General features: G+C 65.7%; 2 protein-coding genes and 1 pseudogene. All 3 read left to right on the forward strand.

Annotated elements, in window-relative coordinates:
• A partial coding sequence (locus tag MOV75_RS39040; protein WP_309487010.1) for a glycine cleavage T C-terminal barrel domain-containing protein occupies nucleotides 1-182 on the forward strand: 182 nt, incomplete at its 5' end.
• A gap of 10 nt (nucleotides 183-192) precedes the next feature.
• Nucleotides 193-561: a glycine cleavage system protein GcvH gene (gene gcvH / locus MOV75_RS39045; RefSeq protein WP_246932715.1), complete on the forward strand. Its 369-nt coding sequence runs from the start codon at nucleotides 193-195 to the stop codon at nucleotides 559-561.
• A gap of 17 nt (nucleotides 562-578) precedes the next feature.
• Nucleotides 579-1,160, forward strand: a pseudogene (locus MOV75_RS39050) (hypothetical protein); the annotation flags it as partial.

Raw genomic sequence — 1,160 nt, forward strand, 5'->3', positions numbered from 1 at the left:
AGCCGATCGGACAAGTCACATCGGGCGGCTTCGGCCCAAGCCTGAATGGGCCGGTCGCGATGGGCTACGTGCCCACGAGCCTGAGCGCGCTTGGCACCAAACTGTTCGCCGAAGTGCGCGGCCAGCGACTGCCGCTCGCAGTCGCCGCCATGCCCTTCGTCAAAAACACCTACAAACGCTGAGGATTTGAGAATGACGACGACGCTATACACCTCCGACCATGAGTGGCTGGCCATCGAGGGCGACGTCGCCACCGTCGGCATCACCGACTACGCCCAGCAGCAGCTCGGCGACGTCGTGTTCGTCGAACTGCCCAAGGTCGGCCGCACGCTGAAGAAGGCGGAAGCCGCAGCGGTCGTGGAATCGGTGAAGGCCGCCTCCGACGTCTATGCCCCCGTGACCGGCGAGGTGCTCGAATCCAACGCCGGGCTCGCCGCCGAGCCGGCGCTGGTGAACTCGGACGCGCAAGGCAAGGCCTGGTTCTTCAAGATCAAGATTGCCGACAAGAGCGAGCTCGGCGGCCTCATGGATGAAGCCGCCTACAAGGCACATACGGCTTAAGGACGATGGAGCAAGCGATGACCGCGCACCGCAAGACCAACGGCGACACCGCCGCCAGCTTCGTTCGCCGCCACATCGGCCCGTCGGCGCGCGATGTCACCGCAATGCTCGAAACCGTCAGCGCCAAGAGCGTCGACGCGCTGATGGCGGAGACGCTGCCGGCCTCGATCCGGCAGGCTTCCCCGCTCGATCTCGGCAAGCCGCTCAGCGAGACCGAGGCGATCGCGCATATGAGCGAGCTTGCGCGTCAGAACCAGGTCTTCACCTCGCTGATCGGCCAAGGCTATTCCGGCACCGTCCTGCCCGCGGTGATCCAGCGCAACATCCTCGAAAATCCGGCCTGGTACACCGCCTACACGCCCTATCAGCCCGAGATCAGCCAGGGCCGGCTGGAGGCGCTGCTCAACTTCCAGACCATGATCTGCGATCTCACCGGGCTCGACGTCGCCAACGCCTCGCTGCTCGATGAGGCCACCGCCGCCGCCGAAGCCATCCCCAAGGCGTTCGTGCTGCTGACGTCGGGTGCAGAGCGCTCGCCGGAGACGGCGCTGTCGATCTTCAAGCATCTGCACGCCCGCCTCGCGCCGTTCAAGCGGATC

It is taken from the genome of Bradyrhizobium sp. PRIMUS42 (assembly GCF_023006515.1).
Classification (GTDB): Bacteria; Pseudomonadota; Alphaproteobacteria; order Rhizobiales; family Xanthobacteraceae; genus Bradyrhizobium.